At 68.9% G+C, this 26,921-nt stretch carries 16 protein-coding genes and 1 tRNA gene; 4 read left to right on the forward strand and 13 right to left on the reverse strand.

Annotated elements, in window-relative coordinates; genetic code table 11:
- Positions 1 to 90: 90 nt before the first annotated feature.
- The 3 genes from JS531_RS06825 to JS531_RS06835 form a co-directional block, all read right to left on the reverse strand.
- Complete coding sequence (locus JS531_RS06825; protein ID WP_214314390.1) at positions 91 to 9,729, reverse strand: type I polyketide synthase; 9,639 nt, start codon at positions 9,727 to 9,729, stop codon at positions 91 to 93.
- Positions 9,730 to 9,869: 140 nt separating this feature from the next.
- A complete protein-coding gene (locus JS531_RS06830) occupies positions 9,870 to 11,555 on the reverse strand; it encodes an acyl-CoA carboxylase subunit beta (protein WP_214314392.1) in 1,686 nt (561 codons plus the stop codon).
- Position 11,556: 1 nt separating this feature from the next.
- The gene (locus tag JS531_RS06835; protein ID WP_214314394.1) at positions 11,557 to 13,452 is read right to left on the reverse strand and encodes a biotin carboxylase N-terminal domain-containing protein; all 1,896 of its coding nucleotides are present in this window, start codon (positions 13,450 to 13,452) and stop codon (positions 11,557 to 11,559) included.
- A 238-nt stretch (positions 13,453 to 13,690) separates the two neighbouring features.
- Here JS531_RS06835 and JS531_RS06840 point away from each other — a divergent pair, with 238 nt between their 5' ends.
- The gene (locus JS531_RS06840) at positions 13,691 to 14,293 is read left to right on the forward strand and encodes a biotin transporter BioY (RefSeq protein WP_214314396.1); all 603 of its coding nucleotides are present in this window, start codon (positions 13,691 to 13,693) and stop codon (positions 14,291 to 14,293) included.
- Positions 14,294 to 14,340: 47 nt separating this feature from the next.
- On the opposite strand, the gene JS531_RS06845 is transcribed toward JS531_RS06840, so the two are convergent.
- Entirely contained in the window at positions 14,341 to 15,219 is an 879-nt protein-coding gene (locus tag JS531_RS06845; protein WP_214314398.1) for a biotin--acetyl-CoA-carboxylase ligase, read from the reverse strand.
- A 93-nt stretch (positions 15,220 to 15,312) separates the two neighbouring features.
- Here JS531_RS06845 and JS531_RS10865 point away from each other — a divergent pair, with 93 nt between their 5' ends.
- Positions 15,313 to 17,565, forward strand: coding sequence for a DUF6020 family protein (locus JS531_RS10865; protein WP_221343563.1), 2,253 nt, complete (start codon positions 15,313 to 15,315; stop codon positions 17,563 to 17,565).
- A 5-nt stretch (positions 17,566 to 17,570) separates the two neighbouring features.
- Positions 17,571 to 18,458 carry a helix-turn-helix domain-containing protein gene (locus tag JS531_RS06855; RefSeq protein WP_240542093.1) on the forward strand — a complete coding sequence of 296 codons (888 nt, stop codon included), beginning with the start codon at positions 17,571 to 17,573 and terminating at the stop codon, positions 18,456 to 18,458.
- A gap of 150 nt (positions 18,459 to 18,608) precedes the next feature.
- On the opposite strand, the gene rplA is transcribed toward JS531_RS06855, so the two are convergent.
- The 9 genes from rplA to rhmD form a co-directional block, all read right to left on the reverse strand.
- Positions 18,609 to 19,301, reverse strand: coding sequence for a 50S ribosomal protein L1 (gene rplA / locus JS531_RS06860; RefSeq protein ID WP_214314402.1), 693 nt, complete (start codon positions 19,299 to 19,301; stop codon positions 18,609 to 18,611).
- A 15-nt stretch (positions 19,302 to 19,316) separates the two neighbouring features.
- Positions 19,317 to 19,748 (reverse strand): 50S ribosomal protein L11, encoded by a 432-nt coding sequence (rplK, locus tag JS531_RS06865; RefSeq protein ID WP_214314404.1) that lies wholly within the window; start codon positions 19,746 to 19,748, stop codon positions 19,317 to 19,319.
- 348 nt (positions 19,749 to 20,096) lie between these two features.
- Entirely contained in the window at positions 20,097 to 20,951 is an 855-nt protein-coding gene (gene nusG, locus JS531_RS06870) for a transcription termination/antitermination protein NusG (RefSeq protein ID WP_214314406.1), read from the reverse strand.
- 43 nt (positions 20,952 to 20,994) lie between these two features.
- Positions 20,995 to 21,222: a preprotein translocase subunit SecE gene (gene secE / locus JS531_RS06875; RefSeq protein ID WP_214314408.1), complete on the reverse strand. Its 228-nt coding sequence runs from the start codon at positions 21,220 to 21,222 to the stop codon at positions 20,995 to 20,997.
- A 33-nt stretch (positions 21,223 to 21,255) separates the two neighbouring features.
- A tRNA-Trp gene (locus tag JS531_RS06880) sits at positions 21,256 to 21,331 on the reverse strand.
- A gap of 211 nt (positions 21,332 to 21,542) precedes the next feature.
- Positions 21,543 to 22,751, reverse strand: a complete 1,209-nt coding sequence (locus tag JS531_RS06885; RefSeq protein WP_214314410.1) for a pyridoxal phosphate-dependent aminotransferase — start codon at positions 22,749 to 22,751, stop codon at positions 21,543 to 21,545.
- Positions 22,752 to 22,851: 100 nt separating this feature from the next.
- Complete coding sequence (locus tag JS531_RS06890; RefSeq protein ID WP_214314412.1) at positions 22,852 to 23,667, reverse strand: IclR family transcriptional regulator; 816 nt, start codon at positions 23,665 to 23,667, stop codon at positions 22,852 to 22,854.
- Between the two features lie 86 nt (positions 23,668 to 23,753).
- Entirely contained in the window at positions 23,754 to 24,518 is a 765-nt protein-coding gene (locus JS531_RS06895; protein WP_214314414.1) for an HpcH/HpaI aldolase/citrate lyase family protein, read from the reverse strand.
- 43 nt (positions 24,519 to 24,561) lie between these two features.
- Positions 24,562 to 25,788, reverse strand: coding sequence for an L-rhamnonate dehydratase (gene rhmD, locus JS531_RS06900; RefSeq protein ID WP_214314416.1), 1,227 nt, complete (start codon positions 25,786 to 25,788; stop codon positions 24,562 to 24,564).
- 314 nt (positions 25,789 to 26,102) lie between these two features.
- On the opposite strand from rhmD, the gene JS531_RS06905 reads away from it, so the two are divergent.
- Positions 26,103 to 26,900: an SDR family oxidoreductase gene (locus JS531_RS06905; protein ID WP_214314418.1), complete on the forward strand. Its 798-nt coding sequence runs from the start codon at positions 26,103 to 26,105 to the stop codon at positions 26,898 to 26,900.
- Positions 26,901 to 26,921: the final 21 nt, after the last annotated feature.

The raw sequence follows: 26,921 nt of genomic DNA on the forward strand, positions 1-26,921 counted from the left end.
GAAAGCCCTTCCGTGGTGGAACCTCCGCTGAGGATTCCACCACGGAAGGGCTTTCGTCATGCCTTGCGGCCCCCGGGAGCCGGGACGGGATCAGGCCTCGAAGTAGCCGGACGCGCCGAGACGGGCGTTCGGGTCGAGCAGCATGGCCTTCTCGACCTCGTGGGCGTCGTAGCGCGTGCCGTCCGCGAGCTTCGTGCCGTCCTCGCGGAAGCGGCGGTTGTCGATCGGCTCGTACAGCGCGGCGCGGCCCATCATGCCCTCCTCGAGGCGGCGCTGGCCGGCGGCCAGACGCGCGTTGGCGCGTTCGCGCCACTGCTCCAGGGCCTCCGAGCCTTCGGTCTTCGCCACGGCGGCCTCGAACGCGCCCGGGTTGACGAGCGCGACGAAGCCGGAGACGTGCCCGAAGCCGAGCGACGTGGCGAGCCCCGCCTTGACCGGACGACCCTCCGCGACGCGGCCGAACGCGTCCTCGCCGCCGCCGATGCGCAGCGGTTCGCGCAGCCACACCATGTGGTCGTCCTTCGCGAGCTTCGGGTCGACACAGTCGAGCGAGGCGTTCGCCGGGATGACGCCGGAGGCGAACAGCTGCGTGAGGCCGTTGACCTGGAAGACGCAGGCGCCGCCCTTCGCATGGCCGGTGAGGGTCTTCTGCGAGATGACGAACAGCGGGTTGCCGTCGGTGCGGCCGATCGCGTGGGCGAGCGTGTTGTGCAGCTCGGACTCGTTCGGATCGTTCGCGTTGGTGGACGTGTCGTGCTTGGAGACCACGGCGATGTCGTCCGGCGTGACGCCGAGCTTGGCGAGGTCGTGGACCAGCTTCGAGTCGCGTCCGCCGAGGCCGGCGGCGAGCGCGCCGAGGCCCGGGGCCGGGATCGACGTGTGGGCGCCGTCCGCGTAGGAGTGGATGAAGCCGATGACGCCGGCGACCGGCAGGCCCAGCTTCAACGCGATGTCGCCACGCGTCAGCAGGATCGTGCCGCCGCCCTGGGATTCAAGGAACCCGCCGCGGCGACGGTCGTTCGCGCGGCTGAAGAAGCGCGCGTCGATGCCCTTGCCGTACATCTCGGCGGAGTTGGCGGTCGCGTTCATGTTGCCGAAGCCGATGACGGATTCGACGCCGATGTCGTCGATCGCGCCGGTGACGACGAAGTCGGCCTTGCCGAGCGCGATCTTGTCGGCGCCCTCCTCCAGCGACACCGCGGCGGTGGCGCAGGCGGAGACCGGCTGGATCATGTTGCCGTAGCCGCCGATGTAGCTCTGCATGACGTGTGCGGCGACGACGTTCGGCAGCGCCTCCTGGAGGATGTCGGTCGGGATCTCGTGGTTGAGGAACCGGTCGAGGTAGAGCTTGCGCATCGAGGCCATGCCGCCGAAGCCGGTGCCCTGCGTGCTCGCCACCAGCGAGGGGTGGATCGCCTGGAGGATCTCGGCCGGGTTGAATCCGGCGGACAGGTAGGCGTCCACGGTGGTGACGATGTTCCACAGCGCGATCTTGTCGACGTCGCCCACCATGGAGGCGGGGATGCCCCACTTGACCGGGTCGAAGCCCTTCGGGAACTGGCCGCCGACCGTGCGGGTCATGGCGGCGCGGCGCGGCACGCGAATCATCGAGCCGGCGTGGCGGGTCACGTTCCATTCGCCGGATTCGGCGTCCTTGGCGATGGACGTGTGGGCCTCGTCGAGCTTGACGTATTCGCGGGCGACCTGCTCGGTGGGCACGGAGAAGGTGACGTCGTGGTCGAGGTAGACCTCGGCCTCCTCCTCGTCGGCGCCGTCCTTGTAGTCGTTGCCCATGCCCTCTTCGAACGGGCGGATGCCGGAGCGGGCCACGACCTCGTCGTGGTAGCGTCCGGCGATGTCCTCCTCGGGCACGAGTTCGCCGTCAGTGTCGTACCAGCCGGGCTTCGGGCTGTCCTGCCAGGTGAGCAGGCCCATGTTCCAGGCGAGTTCGAGCACGGCGCCGGCGTTGAGGTCGACGGTGCCGTCCGGGTGGATGCCGAGTTCGGCCTGGGCGCGCGTGCGGCCGGAACCCCACGGGCCGAGTTCGCCGACGGAGACGATGACGATCTCGTCCTCCGGGCGGGCGGTGACGCCGGTCCAGTCGTTCAGGTCGACGTGCGGCTGGTGCGGGACGTGCGGCGTGGGCAGCGCCTTGATGAGTGTCTCGTCCTTCGACGCGGCGTCGGTTTCGGTCTCCGCCGTCGTTTCGGCGGCCTTCGCGGCGTCGGCCTCCGCCTCCGCCCTGAGCGCCTTGATGTCGATGGACGTGTCGCCGAGTCCGCCGGTCAGGTCCACGTCGAGCGGCGCTTCGACGGCCGCCTTGCGCGCGTCCGCCGTGCACAGGTCGAGCAGTTTGGCGGCAATCTGTGCGGTGGAGTACGTGTGGATGCCGTGGCGTTCGACGACGGCGACGAGCGGGTCGTTGCCGCCCATGAGGCCGGTGCCGCGCACCCAGCCGATCTTCGGGTGGGCGAAGGTGACGCGGTTGGACCATGCGTCGCGTTCGGCGCGGGCGCGGTTGACGATCGCGTCGAAGGCCGACTTGACTTCGCCGTACGCGCCGTCGCCGCCGAAGCGGCCGCGGTTCGGGGAGCCGGGCAGGACCACGTGCAGCTTGTGCTGCACGTCGGTGTCGGCGCCGATCTTCGACAGTCCGGCGATCGCACGCTCGACGCCCCACAGCATGAGGCGGGCCTGCGATTCGAACAGTTCGCCGGAATCGGCGAGCGTGCCGTGGACCGGCGGGGCGGCGAACGGGAAGAACAGGGTGGGTTCGTAGGCAGGCTTGAGGATGGTGGTGGTCGCGCCGTTCACCTTCTTCTGCACGTGGCCCACCCAGTCCGCGAGCGCGTCCACGTCGCGGAAGCTGGACAGGTTCGCGGGCACGAGCCTGAGCCTGGCGTTTCCGGCCGCGTGCGAACGGTACGCCTGCTTGGCCCACGCCTTGATGGACGGCTTGAAGCTGTGCGAGGTGGCGATGACGGTGGCGCCGCCGGCGAGCAGGCCTTCGACCACCTGTGCGGCGATCGAGTTCGGGCTCACGCCGGTGACGACGGCCACGTCGCCCGCGAAGCGGGACGCGGTCTCATCGGCCGAGGCCGGTTCGAGGGCTTCGGTGGCGATGCGGGTGAACTCGTCGGCAAGGTTGACGAACGTGTCGTCGGTCTCACCGGCCGGGACGAACACGTCGGTGACCGCGAACGAGTCTTCGTGGCGTCGCGACACTTGCGCGGCGAACCACTTGGCTTCGTCGGCGACGGCCTTGCCGAGGCCGACGAACGAGCCGTCGAGCGCGGCGGCATCGTGCTCGTAGAACGCGCGGGCGAGGTCCTCGCGGGCGGAGGCCCAGCGGTCGTCGAAGAGGATGGCCTTGGCGGCGTCGAAGCGGGGTTCCACCTGCTTCGGCCAGTCGGAACCGAGTTCGGCTTCGACGGCCGCGACCACGGCGGCGTTCCCGTCCTCGCCCGGTTCGGGGGCCGGGGCGGCCACACCGAGCTCGTTCAGCACGAAGCGGGCGGTGGCGGCGAGCACGCCGTTGGAGCCGGTGACCTTCTCGGCGAACGCGTCGAGCGCGGCGGAGTCGACCACGGCGCCACCGGCGGAACCGCCGGCGGACGGCTTGGAGACCGGCACGCCCTTGGTCTGGCCGACGAGCGTCACGGCGTCGTCGATGAGCTGGTCGGCGGCGGCCGCGTTGGCGGCGGCGCCGGTGGGTAGCTTGGCGAGGTCGCCGCCGCGGGAGCTGGCGCCTTCGCGGGTGTCGAGCAGCAGCGCCGCGGTGGTGGCGGCCACCCAGCCTTCGCCGAGGCCCCACACGCCGGTCACACGTTCGCGGATGTGCGCGGGCTTGACGCCTGCGGCGCCGAACAGGGCGCGCAGACGGTCGCGGATCGCTTCGGACAGGACCGGGCCGAACGGCTTGTAGTTCGGGGCGACCTTGTTGACGAGCGCGGCGAGCTGGTCGAGCGTGGCTTCGGCGGCGCCGTCCACGCTGGCCACGCCCAGTTCGGAGCTGATGTCCATGAGCAGCTGGTTGCGGCGGGAGGAGACGCCGTTGGTGAGCGTGTCGGTGGTGTCGGACGCACCGATCTGGTCGAGGCGCAGCTTGGCGGAGTAGGCCATGAGCACGCCGATTGCGTCGGACGCCTTGAACGGCAGGTCGGCCGCCGGACCGTTCGCCGCGGAGCCGGAATCGGCGGCGGCCGGATCGACTGGAGCGGGGGCGGCGGCCGGAGCCGGAGCCGCAGCCGGCACCGCCGGAGCGGCGGAACCGAGCTTGGCGACGGCGGAACCGCCGGCGGGCGCGGTCTCGGCCTTCGTGGCCGGAGCCGCGGATGCGGCCTCGGCGCTCTCCTCCGGCTCGTCGGGCACGAGGGAATCGGAGTCGGTCATATACACGCGGCCTTCGTCGCGGCCCACGTTGTACACGGTGACGTCGGTGTTGGAGAACTCGGGCAGACGCAGGGTCTTGGTGCCGAGGTTCGCGAGGGTCGGGGCGTTGCCGAGGCCGACCTCCACGTACTCCTCCACGCCGAGCCCGCCCTGCGCGGCCTTGCGGAACAGCAGGGACTGAGTCTCGATCCAGCGCACCGGGGAGGCGAACTGCCAGGAGAGCAGTTCGGTGAGCAGCAGGCGGCCGAGCTTCTGGTCGTCGGCGGCATAGGAATCCCACACGGCCGGGTCGTCGAGCGCCTCCTTGATGCGCTCGGAGGGCACGACCTCGAGGATCTTCGCGGCGAACTCCTTGGTCATTTCGAACGGCGCGGCCACGAGGTTCGGGATGTAGCGGCCGACGAGGCGTCCGCGGTAGTCGATGTGCTGCGGGAGCAGCGCGTCGAGCTTGTCGCGGAACTCCGGCACGCCCTTGCGCAAGAGCGTGGAGTGGAACGGCACGTCGATGCCGGGCACGAGCATGAACGCCGGCTTGCCGCCCGCCTCCTTGGCACGGCGGTTGGCGTCCGCCTGCAGGGCCTTGAGGCCGGCGATGGTGCCGGCGATCGCGTACTGCGCGCCGGCCAGGTTGTAGTTGACGATCTGCAGGAACTCGCCGCTCGCCTCGGCCACGGATTCGACGTACGCCTTGACGTGCGCGTCGTCCACACCGAACTGGTTCGGGCGCAGCGCGCCCATGCGGTAGTTGGAGCGGCCCTGCGCGTCGCGTTCGATGAGGTGGTGCATGGTGGAGCCGCGGTGGAACACGAGCTCGAGCACGGTCTCCAGCGGGATCACGCCGGCGAACGCCGAAAGGGCGTTGTATTCGCCGAGCGAATGGCCGGCGAAGTAGGCGGGCCAGATGTCGCTGCCGGATTCGCGCAGACGCGCGGTCTGGGCGAACGCCACGGTGGCGAGCGCCACCTGCGTGAACTGGGTGAGGTTGAGCAGGCCCTCCGGGTGGCGGTAGGTGACGCCGTTGGCGGTGAGCTCCTTCGGGTTATCGCGCACGAGGGCGATGATCGAGAAGCCGAGCTTGGCGCGGGTGAGCTTGTCGGCGCGCTCCCACACGTCGCGGGCGGCGGGCGACTTGGCGCGCTCGTCGAGGGCCATGCCCTGCTTCTGGATGCCTTGGCCGGGGTAGACGAACGCGGCCTTGGGGGCGCGCACGAGCGCGGTGCCGCGGGAGACGAGCTGGCCGTCGATGCGGCAGGTGACCTCGAGGGCCATGCCGCCGTGGTCGAGCTTGCCGACGCGTTCCACGGAGATCTCGACCTCATCGTTCAGCTGGACCATGCCGTACATGTTGTAGGTCCAGCCGGCGATCTCGTAGTGGGCGCCCTTGTCGTCGGTCGCCTGGACCGCGTGCTGTGCGGTGGCGGACAGCCACATGCCGTGCACGAGCGGCGCGGCGAGGCCGGAGATGGCGGCGCCCCGCTTGGAGGTGTGGATGGGGTTGAAGTCGCCGGAGGTGCGGGCGAACGCGGTCATGTCGTTCGGCGCGGTCACCTTGACGCGGCGCAGGAGTCGGCGCGGCGTGGGCAGGACCTTGGTCTCCTCTTCGCCGTCCTCCTCGGATGCGGTGGGGTGGGCGGCGAGCCAGTCGCCGTATTCCGGCGCTTCGGCCGGCAGCGCGTCGGAGTAGACGCGGCCGCGGATGGCGAAGCGTTCGGTCTCGCGGGCGAGCAGGGTGCCGTCGGCGGCGGTGTGGGTCACGTGGATGGTGACGACGCGTCCGGAGGCGGATTCGACGTAGTCCTCGGCCCACGATTCCAGCGTGATGGTTTCGCCGACGTGCTGCAGCAGTTCGTCCTCGGTCTCCTCGAGTTCGATGAGGTGGTCGAGGTGGACGGCGTTGAGCAGGCCTTCGATGACCGGGTAGCCGTGGACGGACACGGAGCCGAGCGCCGCGTAGATGGCCGGCCATGCGGGGCCGACGAGCGCGTCGGGCGCGATGCGCGAGGCCCTCAGGGTTCCAGGCAGGGCGCCGCCGGTCGCGGCCTCGTGGTCGTAGCCGAGGTTCGCGGAGAGGGTGTAGTGGGCGTGCGCTTCGCCAAACGGACGCGAAGCGGCCGTTACATGCGAAGCGCGCGAGGAGGAGGACAGTCCGGTGGACTGTCCGACGACGGAGCCATCCGTTTCCTGTCCGGGCACCGTCTCGATCTCCGGCATCGCGACGAGCTTGTCGCCGGTGATGGCGGTGTTGCCGATGCCGGCGGTGGCGGCGAGCATCGCGTACACGTCGGGGATGAGGCGTTCGCGGTTGACGATCGGCATGCCGCCGGTGGCGTCCTTCGGCACGGTGAGCGGGATGACGATGTCGCGCACGGCGTGCTTGGACGTGCCGCCGTCCGGGTCGTCGTCCCAGTAGGTGTCGAGGTGGATGTCGAGGTCATATTCGCCGTTCGTCTCGTCGACGGCGCGGATCTCGTAGTGCTTGTCGCCGAGGGCGGTGCCGTAGGCGGGGTTGTCGGTGACGTGGCCCACCCAGGAGATGTTCGGGGACTTGCGGATGTAGTCCTCGGCGCTGACGGCCTCGCCGAGCGTCGCGTACAGCGGTTCGGCGGAGGTGGTTTCGGCGGAGTCCGCGGCGAGCGTCTTCGCGCGTTCGATGGCGGCGGTCTCGAAGCGGCCGAGGATGTCGGCCACCGGCTCGTCCACGGTGGTGATGCCGGCCACGGAGATCGGGCCGGGGATGACGCGCACGGAATCGGCGGAGTAGCGCGGGTCCTCGGACTGCCACAGCTGGTCCTGGCCCCACCAGCGCAGCAGGTCGTTGTCGATGACCGGCACGAACGGCATGGGCTTGGGGTATTCGCGCACGAGCACCGGGAACCAGGCCTCGTCGGCGGGGGTGACCTTGAGTTCGGCGGCCTGCGGGTACGCCTGCGCCAGCGCCTCCAGCGCCGGCTTCGGGTCGGCGATGACGTCGTCGCGCGTCACGTCGAGCTTCGAGGCGAACTTGCCGGAGTCGACGTCGGCGACGCGGGCCTCGATGCGGTGCAGCAGGTCGAGGAAGCGGTCGGCGTACGTGTCGTCGACCCACGGGTAGGCGAGGTCGGCGAAGCGCTGCGCCCACTGGAGGTAGGTCATGGTCTTGAGGTCGCCGAAGTACGGCTTGGCGGTCTTGTCGAGCGCGGCGATAATCTCGTCGCGGCGGGATTCGAGCTCCTCCGGGTGCTTCATGACGCGCACGAGCAGGCGGCCGCAGGCGGCGGAGGCGTTCTCCACCTCGTAGATGTCGGCGTGCAGGTGGCTCAGGCCGGAGGCGACGCCGCCCACGGACTTGCCGGACGGCACCCACGTCTCGCCGGCCGGGCCGAACGGGTCGGTCTTGGCCGCGGCCGCGGCGGTCTCGGGCGTGATGCCGGGCGTGGCGACGAGCAGCTTCTTGACCTCGGGGCTGGTGTGCGCCTCCTTGGCGGTCATGACGGCGGTGCCGACGAGCACGCCGTCGACCGGCATGTCGGGCAGGCCGTAGGCGCGCGACCATTCGCCAGACAGGTAGTCGGCGGCGCGTTCGGGCGTGCCGATGCCGCCGCCGGCGACGAGCACGAGGTTCGCGCAGGCGCGCACCTCGGCGTACGTGGAGGTCAGCAGGTCGTCGAGCGACTCCCAGCTGTGGTGGCCGCCCGCGGCGCCGCCTTCGACCTGCATGAGGATGACGGTGGGGGCGACGGCCTTGGCGATGCGAATGACCTGGCGGATCTGGTCGACGGTGCCGGGCTTGAAGCTCACGTACGGCAGGCCGTCCTTCCTCAGCTGCGCGATGAGCGCGACGGCCTCGTCGAGTTCGGGCACGCCGGCGGAGACGACGACGCCGTCGATGGGGGCGCCGGACGCGCGCTTCTTCGGCACGATGCGGGTGGAGCCGAACTGGAGGTTCCACAGGTAGCGGTCCATGAACATCGCGTTGAATTCGACGGTGCGGCCCTCGTCGAGCAGCTCCTCGAGCTTGGCGACGTGACGGTCGAACACCTCGGCGGTGACCTGGCCGCCGCCGGCGAGCTCGGCCCAGTAGCCGGCGTTCGCGGCGGCCGCCACGATCTCCGGGTCCACGGTGGTGGGGGTCATGCCGGGCAGCAGCACCGGCGGCTTGCCGGTGAGTTCGGAGAACTTGGTGACGAGGCGGTCGCCGGCGGGCGTGTGGGCCACGCGCGGGGCGAACGCCTTCCAGTTCTGGGTGCGGGAGGGTTCCTCGGTGGCGGTGGACAGCGCGGCGCGTTCGGCCAGCGTGGAGGCTTCGACGACGCCCACGCCGGTGCCCTGCGCCACGTTGCCGATGAGCTTGCCGAGCGTGTTGCCCGGGCCGAGGTCCACGATCCACAGCGTGGAGGGGTCGTTGTCTTCGAGCGCGGCGCGCACGCGGGAGGCCCAGTCCACGTGGTTGAGGAGCACCTCCTCGGCGAGCGCGCGGGCGCGGTCGGCGTCGAAGCCGCACGTCTCCGCCCAGGCGACGGTCTGGTCGACGGCCGGCTTCATGAGCGGGGAGTGGAACGGCAGGGTCACGTCGAGGTATTCGAGGACGGGCGCGAACACGGCGCCGCCGCGCACCTTCCCTTCGCGCAGGGCGGCCTGCTTCCTGTGCTCCTTGGCGACTTCGACGGCGAAGGCGGCGAGGTCGTCCGGGAAGCCGGAGATGACGTGGTGGTCGGCGGAGTTGGTCACGGCGACGGCGATGGGCCCGCGCGGGTTGTTCACGCGTGCGGCGAGCAGGTCGACCTGTTCGCGGGTGGCGCCGCGCACGGACAGCATCGGCGTGGCTTCGCCGTGGCGCGGGTTGAGGGCGAGTTCGCGGGCGGCGCGCGTGCCGGCGGCGCCGATGAGGGCGGCGGTGGCGAGGATCTCGTCGATCTGGTCCGCGGCGGCTTCGATGGAGCCGGCGGCTTCGATGGCCTTGACCATGTGCACGGCGAGCACGCCCTGCGAGTGGCCGAGCACGGCGGCCGGCTTGGCGGCGGCCACGTCGTAGCCGAGGTGCTGCAGGTCGATGAGCGCGCCCAGCTGGGTGAGGGCGATGCCTTCGACGGAGGCGGTGGCGTCCGCGGCGGCGCCGAGGCGGGCCGGGTTCGGTTCGAAGCCGAACAGGTCGACGGGCCTGCCGGTGGTGGCGAGCAGGTCGGCGTTCACCGGGGTGAGCTTGGTCGCCGCGGCCTTGACGTGCGCGTGGAGCGCGTCGGCGAGGTCGGGGTCGGCGGTCTGGTCGGCAAGCGCGGACGGCCACGGCGTGGATTGTCCGGCGAAGGCGAGCGCGTGCGGCTCGCCGGCGGCCAGGCGGTTGAGGAAGAATGCGGTCATTGGTGTTCCTATCTGTGTGTATCTGTGTGTTGCGTTTCGGGTTGTTGCGTAGGTCTGTGGTTACGTTCCGTCATGCGGATGGCTCCGTCGGAGGACAGTCCACTGGACTGTCCTCCTCGCGCTGTGACCTGCCGAGCGGGTCACAATGGCTGGTTGCCATGGTGCTTGTCGACCGGCCTCACACGGCGTTTGCCGGCGAGGGTGGCGAGCGAGGAGGCGATCGCCTCGCGCGTCTGCTCGGGGTCGATCATCGCGTCGATCTGCCCGAGTTCGAGCGAGAGGTTCGCGTTGACGGTGGTGGATTCGTAGTCGGCGATGTACTTCGCGCGCAGCGCCTCCACGTCCCCGCCGGAGGCCTTGGCCTTGGCGAGGTCGTGGCGGTGGATGATGTTGACCGCGCCGGCGGCTCCGAGCACGGCGATCTGGGAGCTGGGCCAGGCGAAGTTCATGTCGGCGCCGATGGCCTTGGATCCCATCACGATGTATGCGCCGCCGAACGCCTTGCGCAGCACCACGGTGACGAGCGGCACCTGCGCGTTGGCGTACGCGTAGATGACCTTGGCGCCGCGACGGATGATGCCGGCGTGCTCCTGTTCGGCGCCGGGCTTGTAGCCGGGCGTGTCCACGAGGGTGATGACGGGCAGGTTGAACGCGTCGCACAGGCGCACGAAGCGCGCGATCTTCTCGGAGGAGTCGACGTCGAGGATGCCGGCGTTGACGTTCGGCTGGTTGGCGACGACGCCGACGGGGTGGCCGTCGATGCAGGCGAAGCCGACGAGCGCGGAGGCGGCGAACCGTTCGTGCACCTGCACGAATTCGCCGTAGTCGACGATGCAGCGGATCACGTCGATCATGTCGTAGGGCTGGCGGTCGTTGTCGGGCACGATGGCGGCGAGGCGCTTGGCGGTGTCGCGTTCGGCGCGGGTGGCGGCGTACGCGTAGACCGGCGGCTGTTCGCCGGCGTTGGACGGCAGGTAGGCGAGCACGGTGCGCGCGTAGTCGATGGCGTCGGATTCGTCCTCGCCGAGGTAGTGCGCGACGCCGGATTTCCGGCTGTGCACGTCGCCGCCGCCGAGGTCGGCCATGGAGATGGTCTCGCCGGTGGCGGCCTTGACCACGTCCGGTCCGGTGACGAACATGTTCGAGTTCTCGCGGGTCATGATGATGAGGTCGGTCAGGGCCGGGCAGTAGACGGCGCCGCCGGCGCAGGGCCCGAGGATGAGGGAGATCTGCGGGATGAAGCCGCTGGCCTCGCAGGTCTTGCGGAAGATGCGCCCGTATTGGGTGAGCGCGGCGACGCCCTCCTGGATGCGCGCGCCGCCGGAGTCGACGATGGCGACGACCGGGATCCGCAGGGCGATGGCCATGTCCATGAGGTGGCAGATCTTCTCGCCTTCGGCGGTGCCGAGCGTGCCGCCCTTGACGGAGAAGTCCTGCGCGTAGACGGCGACCTTGCGACCGTAGACGAGGCCGAAACCGGTGATGACGGCGGAGCCGGCCTTGCCGGCGTTGATGTCGCCGCCCTGGAAGCGTCCGATCTCCTCGAAGGTGCCGGCGTCGAACAGCAGGTCGAGGCGTTCGCGCGCGGTGCGCTTGTGCTTGGCGTGCTGCTTGTCGCGCGCGCGGTTCTCGGCGTCGCGCGCGAGTTCGGCGGCGCGGATGACGGCGGCGCGCAGCGGCTGGCGTCCGTTGGCGGCCGGCGCGGCGGTCGCCGCCGACGCCGAGGCCTCCGATTGTTTCACGCCGTGTTCCACGGCTCCGGTGGACTGTTCCACGCGTTGTTTCACGGCCTGCTGCACGGCGGGCATGTTCACGATGTCGGTCATCTCAGGCCTCCTTCGTCTTGTCGCCGGCGGCTCCGGCGGCCGCGGGGGCCGGCTTGCCGGCCGAGCCGGACGCCCCAACCACGTCCAGCGTGACCAGCGTGTCACCGGCCTCCACGCCGTCGGCGGGGCCGACGAAGATCTTCGTCACCGTGCCGGCCGCGGGCGCGTACACGTAGTTCTCCATCTTCATGGACTCCAGCACGACGAGCAGGTCGCCCTTCGCCACCTGCTGGCCGGGGGCCACGTTGACGCGCGTGACGACCGCCTGCATCGGGGAGGCGATGACGCCCGACTTCGCGCCGTCGTCGGCGGCGCGGGCCGTGGCGGCGGCGTGCGAGCCGGCGCCACGCAGCGGCTGGGTGGGCCGTTGCGCGCCGCGCGCCCGGGCGGAGCCGGTGAGGTTGTCGACGACGTCCGCGGGGATGGTGAGCTTGACGCGACGGTCGTTCATCTCGATGACGAACGTCTCGGTGGGCGCCGGCTTGCCGGCGTCCGCGTCCGCGGTGAGCGAGGCGGGCTGGCCGGCGCGGGCGGCGGCCGCGCCGCGGTTCAGGTACGTGCGTTCCAGCCATTTCGTGCTCACGTCGAACGGGTGGCCGTGTTCGGCGGTGAACGCGTCGTCGCGGAAGACCTGCTTGAACAGCGGAATCGGCGTGGGCACGCCCTCGATGACCATCTCGTCGAGGACGCGACGCACGCGGGCGACCGCGTCGAGGCGGTTCTGCGCGGTGACGACGACCTTGCCCATCATCGAATCGAACTTCGGGGAGACGGTGTCGCCCTCCACCACGCCGGTGTCGATGCGCACGCCGGGGCCGGACGGCCAGACGATGCGCTCCAGCGTGCCGGCGGAGGGCGTGAGGTTCGTGGCCGGATCCTCGGAGGTGATGCGCAGCTCGAAGCTGTGGCCGCGCGGCTCGGGCGCGGGCGTGAGGTGCCCGCCGGCGGCGATGACGAGCTGCTCGCGCACGAGGTCGAGGCCGGAGACCTCCTCGGAAACGGTGTGTTCGACCTGCAGGCGCGGGTTCACCTCGAGGAAGTAGACCTTGCCGTTCGGCGTGACCATGAACTCGCAGGTGCCGAGGCCCGTGTAGCCGACGGTCTCGAACAGGCGGCGCGAGTACTCCTTCAGGGTCTCGACGACCTTGTCCGGCAGGAACGGGGCGGGCGCCTCCTCGACGAGCTTCTGGTTGCGCCGCTGCAGCGAGCAGTCGCGCGTGGAATAGACGGTGAAGTCGCCATGGGAGTCGCGGCCGGACTGCGTCTCGACGTGGCGCGCCTTGTCGATGAACTTCTCGATGAAGTATTCGTCGAGGTCGCCGCCTTCGAGCGCGTCGTGGTTGGTGTAGAAGCGGCGCAGCTCCTCGTCGTCGCGCACCACGGTGATGCCATGGCCTCCGCCGCCGTCGGTGCGCTTCATCATGATCGGGTAGCCGTGCGTGTGCGCGAAGTCGAGCAGCGTGCGGATGTCCCTGACCGATTCGGACAGACCGGGCACCGGCGGCACCTTGGCGCGCATGGCCACGCGGCGCGCGGTGATCTTGTCTCCGAGCTCGGTGAGCGCGGTGTGGTGCGGACCCACCCAGATGGCGCCGGCCGCCTCGACCTTGGCGGCGAACTCCGGCACCTCGGAGAGGAAGCCGTAGCCCGGGTGGACGGCGTCCGCGCCGGACCGGTGGATGAGGTCCACGAGCAGGTCCTGGTTGAGATACGTGTCCTGATAGGTGTCGCCGGGCAGCAGGTACGCCTCGTCCGCAAGGTCGACGTATTGCGAGTCGCGGTCCTGTTCGGCGTACACGGCCACGGTGGCGATGCCCATCTCGCGTGCGGTCCTCACCACGCGCAGGGCGATCTCGCCACGGTTGGCGATGAGCAGTTTCTTGACGATAGTCCCCATACCGTCAGGATTGTGCTCTCATTTCTTGACGCTTTCAAACGAATCGTCTACAAAACCGGCGTTGAACTTTTGTTACCTTCCACAAACGTCACCGTAGCTTCGCGGATTTATCCTCGGTGACAACACCGCCAGCCCGGCCGTACCTGGAGCCGGGAGCCGGGCGCACGCCATCGCGCGTCGCCCCGGACGGCGGCATGACCAGCCGGGGCGCCGCGCCCCGCGCGAGAAGGGAACCATCATGCAGTCCAACACCCCAGCCACCTCCCGTACCGCCGCCTCGAGGGCCGCGGCCGTCGCCCGCCGCGCCGCCGGCGCCTCCTGGAAGCCCGCCCTGTTCTTCGCGCTCCTGTGGGTGTCGTCCGCCGCCGGCGCCATCCCGATCCCCGGCACGCCCGTGCCGATCACCCTGCAGACCTTCGTGGTGATGCTCGCCGGGCTCATGCTCACCTGGCGGCAGGCCGGCGCGTCCGTCGCCGCCTATCTGGCCGCCGGCGCGGCCGGCCTGCCCGTGTTCGCGGGCGGCTCCTCCACCATGGCGCTGTTCGGCCCGAGCGCCGGCTTCCTGCTCGGCTTCCTGCCCGGCGTGGTCGTCATCGCGCTGGTCAAGGGCCGGTCGAACGGTCGCGACATCAAGGCGACGGCCCTCACCGCCGTGCGTTATCTCGCCGCGAGCGTCCTCGGTGGCGTCGTGGTGGTCTACGCGTTCGGGTTCATCGTCCAGTCCGCGATGACCGGCGCGCCCCTCGCCGCCGTGGCCCTCGCCTCGATGGGCTTCGTCATCGGCGACGCCGTCAAGGCCGTCGTCGCCTCCCTCGTCGCCGCGGGTCTCGCCCGACTCTGACCGACCCCGGTTCCCGATTTCCACCCCCACGGAATCGGGAACCGCGATCATCGCAGTACACCCACCTCGCTGGCCAGCAGCGCCCGTTCCTCACCAGAATCGGTGCGCACGTTCAGCGAGGCGTCGTCGTTGAGCGACGTCACCACGCCGTGCACGCTCGAACCGTCCACCAGCTGCGCGTCCACCACGCGGCCCTTCATCCAGCACACGTGCCGCATCTCGGAACGCAGACGCGACGACTGCACCACCGGCATCGCGATGAAATCGGACAGACGCGTGCGCATCGACGCGACGAACCGGGAGATGATCTCGTCGCGCAGCTCGTCGACGGGCGGCAGGGGCGCCACGTTCATCTGCAGCGACGTGGCCTTCGCCGTGGGCAGCCGGTCCGCCGGCATGAACAGGTTCGCGCCCACGCTGCACGTCAGCGCGCGCGTCTCCCCGTCACCCGGCACCGGCATCGTCTCCGCGACCGTGCCGCCGATTTTGAGCCCGTGGCAGTAGATGTCGTCCGGCCATTTGAGCGTGAACCCGAAGTCGTCACCGCACGGCAGCGCGCCGCACGCGTCGATGGCACCCTCCAGCGCGTCCAGGGCCGCCAGCTGCGTGATGATCGCGAGCCAGCCGTTGACCATCTCGTCGTCCGCCACCTCGGCCGGCACGGGGAAGACCGCCGTGGCGGTGAGCGAACGGCCCGGCGCGCAGATCCATTGGCGTCCGAACCGCACGAGCGCATTGCTCAGATAGTCCGCGGCGATCACGGTGGCGGGGATGCCGCGCTCCGAGGAGAGCACGACCTCGCCGCGTTCCAACATGCGGCGGGCCTCGGCATGCGTCGAATCCAATTGGTCGTAGGAGACGACCTTGTCCGCCTCTTCGCGGGTCTTGTCCAGTCGCGGCGCTGCGACCTTCAACAGTGAGATCATGGTCAACATCCTATGCCGCGCCGCTGCGGGCGTCAAAAAACCGTCAACGTCCGCCATGACCCGGGCAGACGGCCACCGGTAGAATACTGCCCTATGAGCAATCCCGTCGAACATCCCTCCACGTCCGTACGCGCCTCCGCCGCGAATCCGACGGATCCGGCGCGGCCGACACGTCCGGCGCGCGTGGCCCCGGCCGCGCGGTGGGCCCTCGCCGTGGCCGCGTGCCTGTGGCTCGCCTGGTGCACCGCCGTGGGACCGCTCTACTGGGACGACTCCTCCCTCGCCGACTTCAACTGGGTGAATGCGTCGTACGGCGTCGTCGCGTTCGTCGTCTATCTCGCCATCGTCGCGGCGATCGTGCGTGTGGGACGACGCGAACCGCTGTTCGGCCGTCGCGCCCATGGACGACGCGACGGACACGACGGCCGCGACGTCACCGGGCGCACGTCGTCGGAAGACAAGCAAACCGCACGGACCGACGGCCGCACACGCCGCATCGCACGCGCCGTACGCACCGGACTGCACCGCGCAGGGGCCGTGGTCCAACGCTGGATCGTGCGCGGCACGGACGCGCGCTGGAAGATCGGCGTCATCCTGTTCCTCGGCTGGCTGTGGGCGCCCACCACGCTGCTCGCCGCATTCGGCGCGGACCTGCGGAGCCAGGCGCGCGAGTTCAGCTGGGCCTGGAACCAGTGGACCGGACTCAAGCAGCCGTACATCGGCTTCTTCTCGTTCGCACCGATGGACATCTACCCCACCGCCCACTACATGTGGCCCTCGGACCCCACCTATCTCACCGACCAGCACAACATCGTGCTCACCCTGTTCTACGGGTCCGTCATGGCCGCGTCCCGCTACCTCACCGATTCGAACGACTGGGGCATCGTGGTCCTGGCCGCCGTCCAGTTCCTCTTCGCGGTGGGCTGCGTCACCGCCACCGCGCACCGGTTCCTCAACATGCCGTGGCTGCGCCGGGCGGGACGTCCGGGCAGGGCGGGCCGTGCCGGCTATGTGGACCGCACCGACTTCCAGCATCCGGAGCGCGGCGTGAACCTCCGGCCGCGCCGCTTCGGCCGCCCGGAGCTCGGCGTGCGCGCCACCCTGCCGCCGCAGGCCGCGCACGCGGGCGCGCGCGTGGCGATCATCCTATTCTTCCTCGTCTGCCCGCTGGCCGTGTTCTCCACCATCTCGCTGACGAAGTCGCCGGTGTTCGCGTTCGCGTTCCTCTGGGCGTTCGGCATCTGGTACGAGCTGCACGCCACGCACGACGCCCGCGACGACACCCGCGCCTCCACGCGGGGAGGCCGTCCCCTGTCCGCCTGGTCCGGCCGGCTCGGTCGATTCCGATTCCTCCGGCATGGCCGTTCCGACGCGACCGTCCCGTCCGGCCGCCTCGCCGTGCCGATCGCGCGCCTCCCCCGCCGCACGCTGCTCGCGTTCACGGCCGCGAACGCCGTCATGCTCATCTCCGCGAAATACGCCTGGTACGTGCTCGTCTTCGAGTTCGCGCTCGCCATCGCCGCCGACCGGCGCCGCTGGACCACGTACGTGACGGCGCTGCTGCTGCCCACCATCCTCATCCACGGCGGCATCTCGCTGGCCATCGGCTCCGGCGCGATCATCGGCGGCGACCCCATCGAAAGCCGCGGCGTGCAGCTGCAGATGATCGCCCGCGTGGCCGAACGCGACCCGGACTCCATCCCGAGCTCCGCCGTGAGGAACCTCTCCCCCGTCTTCAACCTCGACCAGATGGCCGACGCCTACTTCCCGCAGGACGCGGACCCGGTGAAATCGTCCGGTATCCAATCGAAGAAGGTGAGCTACAAGTGGCGTTCCGTGCAGCCGCAGGACATGGACGGGTTCAACCAGGCGTGGCTCGAGATCGTCAAGGCCAGCCCGGTGATCGCCGCGGACGCGCTCATGGCGAAATGCTTCGGCTACTTCGACATCGCCGACCAGCCGTACGTGGCCATGACCTACTACGTGGACAGCGACTACGTGCAGGTGAACTCCACGTGGATCAAGTACTACGACCACGACTGGCGCGCCGCGGTGGCGGGCGCCGCGGACGCGTGGAGCGCCGTGCCGGTGCTCGGCTGGCCCATCCACGGCAACTTCTACGTGATCGCCACGCTGCTGGTGGGCGCCGCAGAGGTGATCCTGCGCCGTTGGCGCGCGCTCGCCTGGCATCTGCCGCTGCTGCTGCTCATGGGCGTGATGATCACCGCGCCGGCGAACAACTTCGAGCGGCACATGCTGCCGGTGGCGTTCTGCTTCGGTTTCCTGCTGCTCACGTTCTGGCGTGATTCCCGCGCTCCCGCGCCACGGACGGCCGAACTACACTGATGCGTATGTCTGATTTTCTGGGGTTGCTGACCGGATACGGCTCCGATGCGCCGGCGGACGGCCGCGACGGGACGGACGGCGGGAAGACCCATACGAACGACCGGGACGCACGCGACCTGCTGACCGCCGTGGCGTTCGAAAGCCTCGCCTCAGGTCTGGACGACGCCCGCGTGGCCTCGCTGCTGCGCGTGCTGGGTTGGGACGGCGACGTCCCCTGCTTCGCGGTGGCCGGCCGTCCGGCCGTGAACGCGGCGGGCGCGCTCGCCGCGGTGGACGCCGCCGTGTCGGATCTGGGCGGATCCTCGCCGATCCGCGGCGTGCATGACGGCGTCGTCGCGGCGGTGGTCCGCGTCGAGGCGGCGGTCAGTCCGGAGGTGGCGTGCACGGCGATGGCGGACGCGTTCGACGTCGCCCGCACCCCGTTGTGTCTGGGACCGGTGCGTCACGGCGTGTCCGGCGCGAAGGCGACGTTGGGGGCGGCGCTAGCGACGGTGGCCGCGGCCCCCGCGTTGGTCCCGGCCGCGCCGGACGGCCCGTCCGGCGCGGCGCGGCGTCGCCGCGCGTCCACGCCGTTGCGCGCGGAGGACGCGCTGCCGGAGCGCGCGCTGGTGGGCGACGAGGACGCGAAACGCGAGCTCGTCGACGTGGTGTACGCGTCGCTCGCCGGCGGGCACGGCGACAATCCGGACGATCCGACGATGGTCACCGTCTCCACGTTCCTCGCTTCGGGCGGTTCGTTGGAGACGACGGCGCGCACGCTCAACGTGCATCCGAACACGGTGCGCTACCGTCTGAAGCGTGCGGCCGATTCGACCGGCTGGGACGCCACCGACCCGCGCGAGGCGTACGTGCTCACCACCGCCATCGCGTTGGGGCGCATGCGGGCCGCGTAGGGACGCGCCTCGCATCGGGCGTTTCCGGACGTCCGACGCGCCCGGATACGGGAAGACCCCCGGTTCCGTACGGAACCGGGGGTCTTGGCGTATCACCGGGCTTGGCCCGTCACACGTTCGCGTCCCCTGATGCGAGGATGCCTGAGAAAATCAGGCGATCGCGGCGGTGTCGACCGGGATGCCGGGGCCCATCGTGGAGGTGATGGTCGCCTTGGTGATGTAGCGGCCCTTCACGGTGGACGGCTTCAGACGCTTGACCTCTTCGGCCACGGCGTGGAAGTTCTCGTCCAGCGCGGTCTCATCGAAGGAGGCCTTGCCGATGAGGAAGGAGAGGTTGCCGTGCTTGTCGACGCGGAACTCGATCTTGCCGCCCTTGATGTCCTTGACGGCCTTGGCCACGTCCATGGTGACGGTGCCGGTCTTCGGGTTCGGCATGAGGCCACGCGGGCCGAGCACGCGGCCGAGACGGCCGACCTTGCCCATCATGTCCGGGGTGGCGACGACGGAGTCGAAGTCGAGGAAGCCGCCCTGCACCTTGGCGATCAGATCGTCGTCGCCGACGATGTCGGCGCCGGCCTCCTGGGCGGCGGTGGCCTGCGGGCCACGCGCGAACACCAGGACCTTGACGGTCTTGCCGGTGCCGTGAGGCAGGCTCACGGTGCCGCGGACCAGCTGGTCGGCCTTGCGCGGGTCGACGTTCAGGCGGAGCACGGCCTCGACGGTCTCGTCGAAGTTGCGCGCCGGCATGCTCTTGAGCAGAGCGATGGCCTGGTCGGGGGTGTACAGGTTGTTGCGATCGACCTTCTCGGCCGCCTCACGGTACTTCTTGGAATGCTTAGCCATCTGTCCTTCTCCTTATCAGTCGGTCACCGTGATGCCCATGGAGCGGGCGGTGCCTTCGATGATCTTCATGCCGGCTTCGATATCACGCGCGGACAGGTCGGCCATCTTCGTTTCGGCGATTTCGCGGACCTGGGCCTTGGTGACGGAGCCGACCTTGTGGGTCAGCGGGTTCTCGGTGCCCTTCTCGATGCCGGCGGCCTTCTTCAGCAGCGCAGCCGCCGGAGGGGTCTTCAGCACGAAGGTGAAGGTACGATCTTCGTAGACGGTGATCTCGACCGGGATCACCTGTCCCATCTTGTCCTGCGTCTGGGCGTTGTACGCCTTGCAGAAGTCCATGATGTTGACGCCGTGCGAACCGAGCGCAGGACCCAGCGGCGGGGCCGGGTTGGCCTTGCCAGCCTGAATCTGCAGCTTGATCAGCGCGGAGACTTTCTTCTTGGGAGCCATGTGATGGTTCTTCTTTCTATAACGCGGTGCGACCGGTCGCCGTTCGTCTCCCCGGCGCTGCCGCCGCGGAGGCCCGTACGGTCTCCTCCCGCAACTTATATTGCTGTGCTGTGCTAGCGGGTCTCCCCTCCAGACACGAACTTTCTAATATTGCCACCGAAGCCAGACCGACGACACGCCGTGGATGCGGGCCCGGAAACGAGAAATCCCCGCACCGTGCGGGTGCGGGGATTCTTATGACACATCACCGGAATTCAACGATGCGTGCGGTAGCGAGGCGCACCGAGGGAAGGCGTACAAAGGTACGTCGACCGAGGAGCAACGAAGCTAACGCTCCATCGTTGGATTTCAGTCCAGCTTTTCGACCTGGTTGAAGCCCAGCTCCACCGGCGTATCGCGGCCGAAGATGGACACGAGCACGGTGAGCTTCTGGGTGGTGGGCTCGACGTCGGAGACGACGGCGGCCATGGTGGCGAAGGGGCCGTCGGTGACGGTGACCTGATCGCCGATGGCGTAGGAGACCTCGATGGTGCGCTTCTTGGCGGCGGCGGGCTTGTCGCCGGCCTTCTTGAGCGCCTCGGAGGCGATCATCGGGGCCATCATGGCGACGACCTCCTTGCGGCTGAGCGGGGCCGGATCCTTGGTGGGTCCGACGAAACCGGTCACGCCTTCGGTCTCGCGCACGATGCGGCGGGCGTTCTCGTCAGGCCACATGCGGATGAGCACGTAGCCGGGGACGCGCACGCGGGTGATGACCTTCTTGCCCTTGTCCGTGTGCTTCTCGACTTCCTCCATCGGCACTTCGATCTGGAAGATCTTGTCTTCGAGGCCGAAGGACTGGATGCGGGATTCGACGTTGGTCTTGACGCGCTTCTCGTAGCCGGAGTAGGTGTGCAGCACGTACCACTTGCCTTCGAGGGTGCGCAGCTCCTTGGAGAAGGCTTCGACGGCGGCCTGGCCGGCGTCGGTGGCCTCGGCCTGCTCGGATTCGTTGGTCTCGGTCTCCTCGTCCTCGTCGAGGTTGAGGGCGGGAGCGGATTCGACGGACGCGACCGGCGCTTCGGCGGCGTCTTCGGAAGCCGGTTCGGAGGCGACGGGAACCGCAGGAGCCTCTTCGGCGTTCGCGGCGGCGGCCTCGACCGGTTCGGTCTCCGGCAGGTCGGGCAAAGCGTCGAGGTTCTCGAGATTCACTTCATCACTCATGCGATTTCACCTTCGGGATTCGTGTTGTTCGTTCGGGATACGATCAGCCGAACACCCACAGCGTAAGCTTGCCCAGACCGAAGTCCATGCCGGTGACCAGAGCCATCAGCAGCAGCACGAAGATGAAGACGGCGAGGGACCAGAAGAACAGTTCCTTGGCAGTCGGGGTAACGACCTTGCGAAGCTCGTCGATGATCTGCTTGATGAACAGACCGATGCGCATGAAGACGTTCGGCTTGACGACCTTTTCGCTCTTGCTAGCCTTCGCCATAATCATCCTTCGCTTGGGGTATTCGTCATAACTTGGCAGGGAAGGCGGGACTCGAACCCACAACCTACGGTTTTGGAGACCGTTGCGCTACCAATTGCGCCACTTCCCTAGGTGAACTTCACCTCGGTTCCGCGTCCCGAAGGAACGCTTCGCCACGGCGAAAACCGCCAAGCAGATAGTGTAGCGACTCCCCTTGATTTCGTCAATTCATGGTGTCCACATACAGGAAATCCCGTGGTGAAACCACGGGATTCCAACGGTTGTCACGGCATGTCGGGATATGGACGGCGTCCCGTCCGTCACCCTCGCCGAGAGGAGGGTCAGGCTTCGACGTATGCCTTCATGCGGCGCATGCCCTCGGCGAGCTGGTCGTCGGCCAGCGCGTAGGAGAAGCGCAGGTAGCCGGGCGCGCCGAACGCCTCGCCGGGCACGGCGGCGACGTGCGCCTCGTCGAGCAGGGCGGCGGCGAATTCGGAGGAGGACTGCGAGACGGTGCCGTTCGGACCGAGCGGCCTGCCGAGCAGCGCGGTGATGTCGGCGAACGCGTAGAACGCGCCGGTCGGCGTCGGGCAGTGCACGCCCTCGATGTCGTTCAACGCGGCGACGATGGCCTTGCGACGCACGTCGAACGCCTCGCGCATCGTGTACACGGCGTCGAGCGGACCGGAGACGGCGGCGATGGCGGCGCGCTGGGAGACGTTGGCCACGTTGGAGGTCATGTGTCCCTGGAGCTTGGCGGCGGCCTTGGCGACCGGCTCGGGGGCGATGAGCCAGCCGACGCGCCAGCCGGGCATGGCGTAGGTCTTGGCCACACCGTTGAGCACGATGAGCTGGTCGCGCACCTCGGGCACGGCGGCGCCGATGTACGTGGTCTTCGCGTCGTCGTAGTTGAGGTGCTCGTAGATCTCGTCGGAGATGACCCACACGTGGTGCTCGATGGCCCATGCGGCGATGCCCTTGATGGTCTCGGCGCTCCACACGGCGCCGGTGGGGTTGTTCGGGGAGTTCACGATGATGGCCTTCGTGCGTTCGGTGCGGGCGGCCTCGATGGCCGCGAGGTCCGGCTCGAAGCCGCGGTCGGCGCCGGCGAACACCTCGACCGGCACGCCGCCGGCGAGCTTGACGGCCTCCGGGTAGCTGGTCCAGTACGGGGTGGGGATGATGACCTCGTCGCCTTCGTCGAGGAGGATCTGGAACGTGGAGTAGACGGCCTGTTTGCCGCCGTTGGTGACGACGACCTGCTCCGGCGCGACCTCGTAGCCGGAGTCGCGCAGCGTCTTGTCGGCGATGGCGCGGCGCAGCTCGGGCAGGCCCGGGGTGGGCGTGTACTTGTAGTTCTTCGGGTCGCGGCAGGCGGCCGCGGCGGCGTCGACGACGTAGTCAGGCGTCGGGAAGTTGGGTTCGCCGGCGCCGAAGCCGATGACGTCGAGTCCGGCGGCCTTCATGGCCTTCGCCTTGGAATCGACGGCGAGCGTGGCGCTCGGGGTCACATGGTTGATGCGGTCGGAGAGAGTCTGCCATTGAGCCATAGTCATGGCTCCCACAATAAACCCGGGGAACGAGAACGGCAATGGTGTTCAGGGCCGTGCCGCGGCAGGCCGCCGGCGGGGAACGCGCCGTCCCGCCGGCTCAACCGATGGAATCGTTGTTGGCGGTGTGATAGCCCAGCTCCGCGCTGATGCGGGCGGCGGCGTCCATCACCACCGGACCGAGGGCCTTCATGCGCTTGGGCGGCATGAACGGCAGCGCGGCGGAGACGGAGATGGCGGCGACGGTCTTGCCGCGACCGTCGCGCACGGGGGCGGAGACGCAGCGCACGCCGGGCTCGTTCTCCTCGAGGTCGTAGGCGAAGCCCTGCCTGGCGAATGTGGCCATGGCGGCGGAGAAGGCGGATTCGTCGGCGTAGTCGTGTTCGGGGTCTCGGCCGGTAAGGTTGCGGTCCTGCACGTACTGGCCGCGCCAGCGTTCGGGGGAGTCGATGAGCAGCGCCTTGCCGATGCCGGTGTAGGTGAGCGGCATGCGGGCGCCGATCCACGAGCGGATTTCGATGCCGCGCGTGCCGTGGATCTTGTCGAGGTAGAGCGCCATGCCGGAGTCCTCGACGGCGAGGTGCACGGTGTCCTTGGCCTGCCGGGCGAGGTCGACGAGGATGGGATGGGCGATGGTCTGCAGGGAGACGCTGTCGAGCGCCTGGAAGCCGAGTTCGATGAGGGCGGGGCCGAGCTGCAGGCCGCCATCGGCGTTTTCGCGAAGGAACCGTTCGACGCGCAGGGTCTGGATGAGACGGTGGGCGGTGCTGCGGCTCAGTCCGGTCGCCTCCACCACGGATCGCAGCGACGATGCGCCGGCGGCCACGGCCCGGACGACCATGATGCCGTGGACGAGCGTGCGGGTGCCGGCGGGTGCCGCGGTCTGCGCTTCGATGCGCACTGTGTTCTCTGCCATACCGTCCCACCTTAGCCGATGGACCTCGCCACGTTCCCGCCTTCGACGAGAGGGCGGCGGCGCGGGAACAGCCGCCGCTCTCTCAGTCAGCCCTTGTATTGGGCGATGTCGGCGGCCAGCGCGCGCACGTAGAGGTCGGTGTCGCCGGCCACGGCCACGAAGGTGGCGCCCCACTCGTAGAACCTCTCCACGGTCGGACGGTCGAACGCGAGCGAGCCGATGGCCTTGCCGTGGGCCTTGATCACGTCGAACGCGTGGTGGATCCGGTCCATGATGGCAGCGGCGTCATCCGGGTGGCCGAGCGATGCGGACAGGTCGGCGGGGCCGATGAAGATGCCGTCGATGCCGTCCACGGAGGCGATCCCCTCAATGTCGTCGAGCGCCTCCCGGGATTCGACCTGCACGAGCAGGCAGATCTCGTTCCCGGCGTCGCGCATATAGTGGGGGATGCGCCCCCAGCGGCCGGAGCGCGCGATCGGCGAGCCCACGCCGCGAATGCCTTCGGGCGCGTAGTTCACGGCCTTGACCATGAGCTCGGCCTCTTCCTTGGTGTTGACCATGGGCAGCAGCAGCGTCTGGGCGCCAAGGTCGAGCACCTGCTTGATGAGCACCGGGTCGGCGGCGGCGGGACGCACGATGGGCGTGACGTCGTATGGGGCGACGGCACGCAGCACGTCGAGGATGGTGTTGAGGTCGTACGGGCCGTGCTCGCCGTCGACGAGCATCCAGTCGTAGCCGGCGTCGGCGGAGATCTCGGCGATGGTCGGCGAGGCGGAGGCCATCCACAGGCCGTACTGCGGCCTGCCTTCCTTGATGGCCTGCTTGAACGCGTTATGAGGTAGGGATGTCATTGGAGATCCTTGGTGGTGAATGCCGAAGCCCATCGGACTCGGATCAGTGCTCGAACGGACGCTCGAGCGGGCAGTCGCGGTTGAGTTCGACGCCGAAGCCGGGCTTGTCGAGCTCCTCGGCGGTGATGACGCCATCGTGCGGCACCGGCTCGTCGATGAGGACCGGGTCGAACTGCGGGCGGACGTAGTCGGCGTGCGGCGAGGTCATGAGCATCTCGCTGAACGGCGTGTTGGTGAACGTGATGACCGCGTGGTGCGAGTACACGGAGGAGCCGTGGGGCACCACGAGCTGGCCGCGGGACTTGGCCACGGCCGCGATCTCGCACAGCGAGGTCACGCCGCCGCACCAGCCGACGTCGGGCTGCAGGATGTCCACGCCGGCCTCGGAGAGCTCCTTGAAGCCCTCAAGCGTGCCGGTGTGCTCGCCGGTGGTCATGAGCATGCCCTTCGGCATGTTCCTCTTGAGCTCACGGTAGGACTCGATCTGCTGGGGAGGGAAGCACTCCTCCAGCCACTTCAGCCTGTAGGGGACCGCCGCGTGCGCCAGTTTGGTGGCGTAGTTGACGTCCTGGCTCATCCAGCAGTCGAACATCAGCCAGAAGTCGTCGTCGACGCGCTCACGCATCTCCTTGAGGGTGGCGATGTCCTTGGCGATGCCTTCGTCGCCGTCGGCGGGACCCCAGTGGGTCGGCATCTTGCCGCCGATGAAGCCCATCTTCTGCGCGAGGTCCGGGCGTGCGCCGGTGGCGTAGAAGTGGATCTCGTCGCGCACGGCGCCGCCGAGCAGCTTGTAGACGGGGAGCTTGACGACCTTGCCGTAGAGGTCCCAGAGGGCCAGATCCACGCAGGAGATCGTGTTGATGACGACCCCGCCGCCACCGGAGTAGTACTGGGTGGCGTTGAGCATCTGGTCGTGGATCAGCTTGATCTGGTCCACGCGCTTGCCTTCGACGAAGCGGGACAGGTGGTGCTCGACGATGAAGCAGCCGACCGTTCCGGCGGTGGAGATGGCGAAGCCGGTGGTGCCGTCGGAGGCCTCGACCTCCACGACGAGCGTGCCGAGCACGTTGATGCCGAAGGACTGACGGGACTGCTTGTACTCCTCGTATTTGCTCATCGGCGTCGCGATATGATCGTCGATCCAGTGGTCCTTGCCCTGATCGTGGTAGTCACCGCCGCCCTGGCCGTGTACCTTGGCCGCGGCGCCGCCCATGCCGTACGCGCGGATGTGCGTGATCGTGGGCAGCTTCAGTGATGGAGCCAATGCCATAATGTCCGTCCTCGTGTTGTTCCGAACCGGTGTTCCGGGTTATGAAGTCGTATTCGTGACGCTTCGTTGCATCGATACCGCGATGTCGCGGCGTCTTGAATCGACGACACCCGTCACTGTACCAGTCATGGAATGCCGTCCCTATATGTGGAATATCGCAATGTCATCGATGACGTTCCAGGCGCATTCCCCTGAACCACCGTCCCTATATATGGGACCGCCGCCCATTCCCTCCTATACTATGCGATGAGCACAGGAATCGGACAGCGTAGTCGACGACAACTCGGCGAATGACCAACGGAGAATCCCCAACCATGACCGCTAATTCCTACGACTTCACCGGCAAGGTCGTCATCGTCACCGGCGGAGGCACCGGCATCGGCCGCGCCATCACCCGCGGCTTCCTCGACAACGGCGCCACCGTCGTCGCCGTCGGCCTGCGACAGGACCCGCTCGAGGAGACCGTCGCCGGCTACGAGCACGGCCGCACCCACATCACCGACGTCTCCAGGCACGACCAGGTGCACGACCTCATCCAGGACGTCGTCGACGAATTCGGCCGCCTCGACGTCGTCGTCTCCAACGCCGGCATCTTCGAAGGCGGCGAGATCGAGAACGTCTCCGACGACGTCTGGCACAAGCTCTTCTCCGTCAACATGGACGGCCTCTTCTACCTCACCAAGGAGGCCCTCCCCTATCTCAAGGAGACCAAGGGCAACATCGTCGTCGACACCTCCGTCTCCGGCCTCTACGGCGACTGGGGCCAGACCGCCTACAACTCCACCAAGCACGCCATGAACGGCTTCGTCCGCTGCGTCGCCCTCGACTACGGCCGGTACGGCGTCCGCATCAACGCCTTCGCCCCCGCCTTCATCGAAACCGACATCAACAAGGAGGTCTGGACCGACCCCGAACGCCTCAGGCCCTACATCGAACGCGTCGCCCTCGGCCGCACCGGCAAGCCCGAAGACTGCGCCGACCTCGCGCTGTTCCTCGCCTCCCCCGGCGCCTCCTACCTCACCGGCCTCGTCGTCCCCGTCGACGGCGGCACCACTGCAGCCACCGGTCAGGGACGGAACAACTACGACAACGACACCCGCTCCGTGCTGTGATCCGTGGCGGTGCGTCGGGTC

This window comes from Bifidobacterium sp. CP2 (assembly GCF_018555635.1).
Taxonomy (GTDB): domain Bacteria; phylum Actinomycetota; class Actinomycetes; order Actinomycetales; family Bifidobacteriaceae; genus Bifidobacterium; species Bifidobacterium saguinibicoloris.

Bases quoted from the DNA above. Each gene is read 5' to 3' on its own strand.
- secE (WP_214314408.1), bottom strand. From the start codon at position 21,222: ATGGCGAAGGCTAGCAAGAGCGAAAAGGTCGTCAAGCCGAACGTCTTC.
- rhmD (WP_214314416.1), bottom strand. From the start codon at position 25,788: ATGGCATTGGCTCCATCACTGAAGCTGCCCACGATCACGCACATCCGC.
- rplK (WP_214314404.1), bottom strand. From the start codon at position 19,748: ATGGCTCCCAAGAAGAAAGTCTCCGCGCTGATCAAGCTGCAGATTCAG.
- JS531_RS06855 (WP_240542093.1), top strand. From the start codon at position 17,571: ATGTCTGATTTTCTGGGGTTGCTGACCGGATACGGCTCCGATGCGCCG.
- nusG (WP_214314406.1), bottom strand. From the start codon at position 20,951: ATGAGTGATGAAGTGAATCTCGAGAACCTCGACGCTTTGCCCGACCTG.
- rplA (WP_214314402.1), bottom strand. From the start codon at position 19,301: ATGGCTAAGCATTCCAAGAAGTACCGTGAGGCGGCCGAGAAGGTCGAT.
- JS531_RS06840 (WP_214314396.1), top strand. From the start codon at position 13,691: ATGCAGTCCAACACCCCAGCCACCTCCCGTACCGCCGCCTCGAGGGCC.
- JS531_RS06845 (WP_214314398.1), bottom strand. From the start codon at position 15,219: ATGATCTCACTGTTGAAGGTCGCAGCGCCGCGACTGGACAAGACCCGC.
- JS531_RS10865 (WP_221343563.1), top strand. From the start codon at position 15,313: ATGAGCAATCCCGTCGAACATCCCTCCACGTCCGTACGCGCCTCCGCC.
- JS531_RS06885 (WP_214314410.1), bottom strand. From the start codon at position 22,751: ATGGCTCAATGGCAGACTCTCTCCGACCGCATCAACCATGTGACCCCG.
- JS531_RS06835 (WP_214314394.1), bottom strand. From the start codon at position 13,452: ATGGGGACTATCGTCAAGAAACTGCTCATCGCCAACCGTGGCGAGATC.
- JS531_RS06825 (WP_214314390.1), bottom strand. From the start codon at position 9,729: ATGACCGCATTCTTCCTCAACCGCCTGGCCGCCGGCGAGCCGCACGCG.
- JS531_RS06890 (WP_214314412.1), bottom strand. From the start codon at position 23,667: ATGGCAGAGAACACAGTGCGCATCGAAGCGCAGACCGCGGCACCCGCC.
- JS531_RS06905 (WP_214314418.1), top strand. From the start codon at position 26,103: ATGACCGCTAATTCCTACGACTTCACCGGCAAGGTCGTCATCGTCACC.
- JS531_RS06895 (WP_214314414.1), bottom strand. From the start codon at position 24,518: ATGACATCCCTACCTCATAACGCGTTCAAGCAGGCCATCAAGGAAGGC.
- JS531_RS06830 (WP_214314392.1), bottom strand. From the start codon at position 11,555: ATGACCGACATCGTGAACATGCCCGCCGTGCAGCAGGCCGTGAAACAA.